General features: G+C 62.0%; 6 protein-coding genes. 4 read left to right on the top strand and 2 right to left on the bottom strand.

Annotated features, from left to right (window positions below; translation table 11 throughout):
• The 4 genes from cysD to E2583_RS15865 form a co-directional block, all read left to right on the top strand.
• A partial coding sequence (gene cysD / locus E2583_RS15850) for a sulfate adenylyltransferase subunit CysD (RefSeq protein WP_291597200.1) occupies nucleotides 1–515 on the top strand: 515 nt, incomplete at its 5' end.
• A gap of 137 nt (nucleotides 516–652) precedes the next feature.
• Complete coding sequence (locus E2583_RS15855) at nucleotides 653–2,026, top strand: GTP-binding protein (protein ID WP_291597201.1); 1,374 nt, start codon at nucleotides 653–655, stop codon at nucleotides 2,024–2,026.
• A 144-nt stretch (nucleotides 2,027–2,170) separates the two neighbouring features.
• Nucleotides 2,171–2,500, top strand: a complete 330-nt coding sequence (gene fdxA, locus E2583_RS15860; protein WP_003053491.1) for a ferredoxin FdxA — start codon at nucleotides 2,171–2,173, stop codon at nucleotides 2,498–2,500.
• 36 nt (nucleotides 2,501–2,536) lie between these two features.
• A complete protein-coding gene (locus E2583_RS15865) occupies nucleotides 2,537–3,607 on the top strand; it encodes an NAD(P)/FAD-dependent oxidoreductase (RefSeq protein ID WP_291597202.1) in 1,071 nt (356 codons plus the stop codon).
• A 144-nt stretch (nucleotides 3,608–3,751) separates the two neighbouring features.
• Here E2583_RS15865 and E2583_RS15870 read toward each other — a convergent pair whose 3' ends face one another.
• Nucleotides 3,752–5,242 (bottom strand): nucleobase:cation symporter-2 family protein, encoded by a 1,491-nt coding sequence (locus tag E2583_RS15870; protein WP_291597203.1) that lies wholly within the window; start codon nucleotides 5,240–5,242, stop codon nucleotides 3,752–3,754.
• Between the two features lie 516 nt (nucleotides 5,243–5,758).
• Nucleotides 5,759–6,298 carry a peptide deformylase gene (gene def, locus E2583_RS15875; RefSeq protein WP_291597204.1) on the bottom strand — a complete coding sequence of 180 codons (540 nt, stop codon included), beginning with the start codon at nucleotides 6,296–6,298 and terminating at the stop codon, nucleotides 5,759–5,761.
• Nucleotides 6,299–6,551 lie beyond the last annotated feature (253 nt).

The following is a 6,551-nucleotide window of genomic DNA, read 5'->3' on the forward strand; positions in this document are numbered from 1 at the left end:
TCGGCGGCGCGCGCCGCGACGAGGAAAAGGCCCGCGCCAAGGAACGCATCTTCAGCCACCGCGACAGCTTCGGCCAGTGGCAGCCCAAGGCCCAGCGTCCCGAGCTGTGGACGCTGTTCAACACCCGCATTGCACAAGGCGAGCATTTCCGCGTCTTCCCCATCAGCAACTGGACCGAACTGGACGTGTGGCAGTACATCGCCCGTGAAAACATCGCACTGCCATCGATCTATTACACCCACAAGCGTGATGTCGTGGAGCGCAAGGGCCTGCTGGTGCCTGTGACCGAACTGACGCCTCCCAGAGACGGCGAAGAGGTCGTGGTACGCGATGTGCGTTTCCGTACGGTAGGAGACATCACCTGCACCTGCCCCGTCGAAAGCACGGCGGCAACCGCCGAGGACATCGTGATCGAAACCCTGGCCGCCGAGGTCAGCGAACGCGGGGCGACCCGCATGGATGACAAGACCAGCGAAGCGTCCATGGAAAAGCGCAAGAAGGACGGTTACTTCTAAGGCTCCCCTGAGCGGCTACGCCGCTTCCCCCTCTCTCGCTTCGCTGCGCTTGCGGGAGGGGGACGACGCCATTGCCGCGAGGCGGCTCTTGCTTGGCGTCTTTGAGTTGGGACATGCCTGTTTGAGGAAAGAATGCGATGACTGAAACAATTAATTCCGTGGCTGCTGGCGCAAACCCATCAAGCGCTTCAGGCCAGTTTGATGCACACAACAGCAGCGCGCTGCGCTTTATCACCTGCGGCTCCGTCGATGACGGCAAGAGCACGCTGATCGGTCGTCTGCTGGTGGACACCCGCGCCGTGCTGCAGGATCAGCTGGCCGGCGTCACCAAGTCCGGCGAGACCGATCTGGCCCTGCTGACCGACGGCCTGGCCGCCGAGCGCGAGCAAGGTATCACCATTGACGTGGCCTACCGCTATTTTGCGACCGAGTCGCGCAAGTTCATCATTGGCGATGCACCCGGTCACGAGCAGTACACCCGCAACATGGTGACGGCCGCGTCGAGCGCCGATGCCGCCGTGGTGCTGGTCGATGCCACCAAACTGGACTGGAAGAACGCCGACCTGGAGTTGCTGCCCCAGACCCGTCGCCACAGCCTGCTGGCCCATCTGCTGCGCGTGAACTCGCTGGTGTTTGCCGTCAACAAGCTCGATGCCGTGCAGGACCCCGCCCTGGCCTTTGCCCATATCGGTGCCGCGCTGCAGAAGTTCACGGTCTCCGCAGGCATCAAGATCACGGCCATTGTGCCGGTGTCGGCGCTCAAGGGCTACAACGTGGTCAACAGCGCCGACGGCTGGGCCGGCTACCAAGGCCCCAGCCTGCTGCAACTGCTGGAGCAGCTACCCAACACGCCCACCGACAGCGGTCTGGCGCTGGCCTTCCCCGTGCAGTGGGTGGAGAAGTTCTCCTCCTCGTCCGACACCCGCCAGGGCCGCCGCGTGTTCTGGGGCCGTGTCGCCACGGGCCTGGCCCAGGTCGGCGCCCAGGTGCAGATCCTGCCCAGCGGGCAGCTTGCCACCGTGGCCCAGGTCATCGATCACGCCCGCACCCCCAAGGAAGTGGCCGCCGGCCTGTCCGCCGGCATCACGCTGGACCGCGAAGTCGACGTCTCGCGCGGAGACTGGATCGTTGCCGCGCCCGTGCCAGCCGAGGTCGCCGACGATGACTTCGATGCCCCTGCCGCCGCAAGCCCCTGGCCCAGCAGCCGCGAGATCACCGCTACCGTGGCCTGGATGGACAACGAGCCCCTGGTCCCTGGTCGCGTTTACTGGGCGCTGCACGGCCACCGCTGGGTCAAGGCCAAGGCCCGCCGCCTGGTGCACCGCCTCAACATCAACACGCTGGACAAGGAAGATGCCCAGCAGCTGGAAGCCAACGCCATCGGCCAGGTGGAGCTGGTGCTGCAGGAAGCGATTCCGGCGGCTCCCTTCACCCAGGCTCGCCAGCTGGGCTCGCTGATTCTGGTGGACACCGCCAGCAACGCCACAGCCGGCGCCGCGCTGGTGAACTGAGGCAACCGAAGGCAGGGCCGTACCCCGATCTGGCCGTCAAACCGGATCTCCATACGGCCTTATCCGGCCAGGCACTGGCGCTGCGCGGGAAAAAACCTAAAATCAAGGGGTTTTACCAATCCCCACCCAAGAAGAAGATTCTCAATGACTCACGTCGTTACCGAAAACTGCATCAAGTGCAAGTACACCGATTGCGTGGACGTATGCCCCGTGGACTGCTTCCGTGAAGGCCCCAACTTTCTGGTGATTGATCCCGATGAATGCATTGACTGCGCCGTCTGCATTCCCGAATGCCCGGCCAATGCCATCTTTGCCGAAGAAGATGTGCCGGCCGATCAGCTGGCCTTCATCAAGCTCAACGTGGACCTGTCCCAGCTCAAGAGCTGGAAGAGCATCACCAAGCGCAAGGCCTCGCTGCCCGACGCCGACGAGTGGAATGGCAAGCCGAACAAAGTGGATTTGCTGGAGCGCTAAGCCAGTCAAGGCGTGGACTGCGCTACGCTTGCCCGCATGAGCCTGTCCAACGCAACGACCCACGCTTTTCTCACTCAACAACAACCCGCCGTGGAAACCGACGCCATCATCATTGGCGCAGGTCCGGCGGGTTTGTTTCAGGCCTTCCAGCTCGGTCTACAGGGTATTCGTGCCCAGCTGATCGATGCCCTGCCCCACGTCGGCGGCCAGTGCAGCCAGCTCTACGCGCACAAGCCCATCTACGATATCCCCGGCATTCCCGTCTGCACGGGCATGGAGCTGGTCCAGCGGCTGGAAACGCAGATCGCGCCCCTGCAGGTGACGCGCCACCTGTCCCAGCAGGTACAGACCCTGCAGGCCCTTGAAGACGGCCGCTGGCAGCTCGGCACCACCGCTGGAGCCATCTTTCACACACGCACCGTCTTCATCGCCGCAGGCGTCGGCGCCTTTGTGCCCAAGACACTCAAGGTACCCGGGGTGGATGGACTCGAAACGGGCCAGCTGCACTATCACGCGCAACAGCCGGACATGGCTGCAGGCCGACAGGTGCTGGTCTATGGCGGCGATGAGGAAGCCGTGGCCGCAGCCATTGCCTGCAGTGCCGATGCGGCCAGAACCGTGCTCATGCACCGCCGTGACAGCTTCAACGCCGAGCCCGCGCAACTGCAGAAGTTGCAGCAACTGCGCGGATCTGGCGCCGTCGAAGTGCTGATCGGCCAGATCACCGAAGTGCGGCATGGCAACGGCCGGCTGCAGGCCGTGCAGTGGATGGATGGCGAAGGCGATGAACAGATGCTGGCCGTCGAGCAACTGCTGGTGTATCAGGGCATCTCGCCCAAGCTGGGCCCTTTGACGGACTGGGGCCTGGCGCTGGAGCGCAAACAGCTGGCGGTGGACCCGGCAACGCTGGCGACCAGCGCCCCGGGAATCTATGCCATCGGCGACATCGTCAGCTACAGCGGCAAGAAGCGGCTGATCCTCTGCGCCTTCCATGAGGCGGCCATGGCCGCCTTCGCGGCTGCCGAGTACCTGCAAGGCAGCAAGCCTTTGCTCGAATACACCACGACCAGCGCTCGCCTGCATGCCATCCTGGGCGTGTCGCACTGAAGCGCTTGCGGCGCATTTGCCGCACTCTTTTGGAGGGCCGCCGCTTTTCAGACAGGCATAAAAAAAACCGCTATCCCAGCAAGGCAGGATAGCGGTATCAATCACGACGGGGTCAACCCCCACCGCGCGCACTTGGATCTCGGCTCAATGGCTGTGGGCCGGTTTGACCGGAATGATGGGCACTTCCTTGCCCTCCTTGTCGTAGACCTTGCCTCCTTCGACGCGGTCGCCGTCGGCCAGGGCTTCCAGCACATGCTGGCTCAGCGCACGGCCATAGCCGGCTTCGAACACGGAAGGCTGATCGGAATTGCCTTGCTTGAAGTGGTTGTAGAGCAGGTTCAGGGTCACGGCGACCAGAGCGGTTGCGCTGATGCCCGAGTGGAAAATCGTGGCAAACCATGCGGGGAACTGGTCATAGAACTTGGGAGCCACCACCGGCAGCAGACCCGCGCTCACCGAGGTGGCAACAATGATCAGATTCATATTGTTGTTGTATTCCACCTTGGCCAGGGTACGGATGCCGCTGGCAGCCACGGTACCGAACAGCACCAGGCCAGCGCCGCCCAGCACGGAGGGAGGCACGCAGGCCACGATACGCCCCATCACCGGCAGCACGCCGAAGACGATCAGGATCAGGCCGGAGAAAGCCACCACAAAGCGGCTCTTGATCCCGGTCACGGCCACCAGACCCACGTTCTGCGCAAAGGCGCTTTGCGTGAAGCCGCCGAAGATGGGTGCCACGATGCTGGACAGCATGTCGGCGCGCAGACCATCACCGAGACGGCGGCCATCCACGGGGCTGTCCACGATTTCGCCCACGGCCAGCACGTCAGCCGAGGTTTCCACCAGGATCACCAGAATCACGATGAACATGGAGATGGTGGCAGCCATGTCGAATGTGGGCCAGCCGAAATGCAAAGGGGTGGGGACGGCAAAGATGGGCCCGTTGAGCACCTGGGAGAAATCGGCCTTGCCGATGAACACCGCCGTGATGGTGCCCACCACGATGGACACCAGGATCGAGAGGCGTGACAGCATGGCATTGCCCAGCTTGCTGAACAGCAGCACCATGAACAGGGACAGCCCGGCCAGGCCGATATTGCCCATGCTGCCGTAATCGGCCGACTTGGCATTGCCGCCCATGGCCCAGTGCGCAGCCACAGGCATCAACGACATGCCGATCACCGTGATCACGCAACCATTGACCAGCGGCGGGAAGAATTTGGTGATGCGCGAAAAAACCGGTGCAATGATCAGGCCCAGCACCGAGGCGTACATGACAGCCCCCAGCACGCCCTGCATGCCGCCCCCGGTATGCAGAATACTGACCATGGTGGCCACGCCTGCGAATGAAACGCCTTGAACCAGAGGCAGACGGCAACCGAAGAAAGGGATGCCCAGCGTCTGCAGCAAGGTCGCCACACCGCCCATGAACAGGCAGGCAGTCACCAGCAGACCGGCATCGGCCGCGGACATCCCAGCCGCTTCCGCCACGATCAGAGGCACCGCCACAATGCCGCCGTACATGGTCAACACATGCTGCAAGCCATACATGAGGTTGGCGGTGATGCCAAGATTCTCATCTTCGGGGCGCTTGACGGCCGCACCCCTGGATGCTCCGGTCTGATCGTTCATCTTTGTCTCCTAAATTACCAACTCACCAAGGCTCTTGAGGCCTTTTGCTCTGTCCAGTCGACTTGCAGCACTGCCCTTGGCTGCGATCTGCTTTCCGATCGCCCCCTTCGGGGCCTCATGCCGCAGCCAGTCGCTCTTCTGCGAGAGCGATCCGACCTGTGAAAAGAGCAAACCACTCTTTCAATCACCCAAGTCAGTCCTTCAATCTCCTTCGATTGCCTGACATCCGTCGGACGGACTATTCCATGACGCAATCAAAGCCATACCCAGCAAGGCATGAGTCGAGACTGTACGTCGCCAGGACACCAAAATTGTCTACAGTTTTGTATACAAAGTGCTGACCAGAACCTTTCCAAAGCGCAGAAGCCCGCCTGCGACCGGCTCTCGAGCGTGAAAATTGACAACCTTCATTGCCCCATGCCCGGCAAGAAAACAGAAAGTTGCAAGGCTCGCGCCCACGAAGCCTTCCAACTGGTGGAAACCGGAGACGACGCTAGAACGCCAGCCGGTTCGGGTTCATTCGTCCTCGGCCTGGGCGATGCCGGGAAACAGCACATCGGTAAAGCCGAACTGGCTGAAATCGCGCACACGCATCGGATAGAGCTTGCCCCACAGGTGGTCGCACTCATGCTGGACCACACGCGCGTGGAACCCATCGACCGTGCGGTCGATCGGGTCGCCATAGATGTCAAATCCGGTGTAGCGCACCTTGCTCCAGCGCGGCACCATGGCGCGCAGGCCGGGAACGGACAGACAGCCTTCCCAATCCAGCTGTTCTTCGTCACCGATAGGAGTGATGACCGGATTGATCAGCACCGTCCGGGGCACGACGGGGGCATCCGGGTAGCGAGGATTGGGCTGGCCCGAGCCGAACACCACCATCTGAAGATCCTCACCGATCTGCGGCGCTGCGAGACCGGCACCGTGGGCTGCATGCATGGTGTCCAGCAAATCCTTGAGCAGCAGATGCAGGGCATCGGTATCAAATTCAGTCACCGGCTGGGCAAGCCGCAACAGACGGGGATCCCCCATCTTCAAAATGGCACGTACGGTCATAGATCAATATAGCGTGCGGCAGCCACCGGGCCGCTGCACTGGTTCAGTCTTCACAAAAGCATAGCGTCAGCACCAACCCATGTGAACCGTGCCGCCTGTTTGGAGCATCAGGCACAGAGAATTTGATGAAATTGCGATGAACTTCCTGCGAGCCTGTTTTTACACCCTATAATCTAGGTCTTCTTCCTCAATAGCTCAGTCGGTAGAGCGCCGGACTGTTAATCCGTAGGTCCCTGGTTCGAGCCCAGGTTGA

Source organism: Comamonas sp. (genome assembly GCF_009360615.1).
Lineage (GTDB): Bacteria > Pseudomonadota > Gammaproteobacteria > Burkholderiales > Burkholderiaceae_C > Comamonas.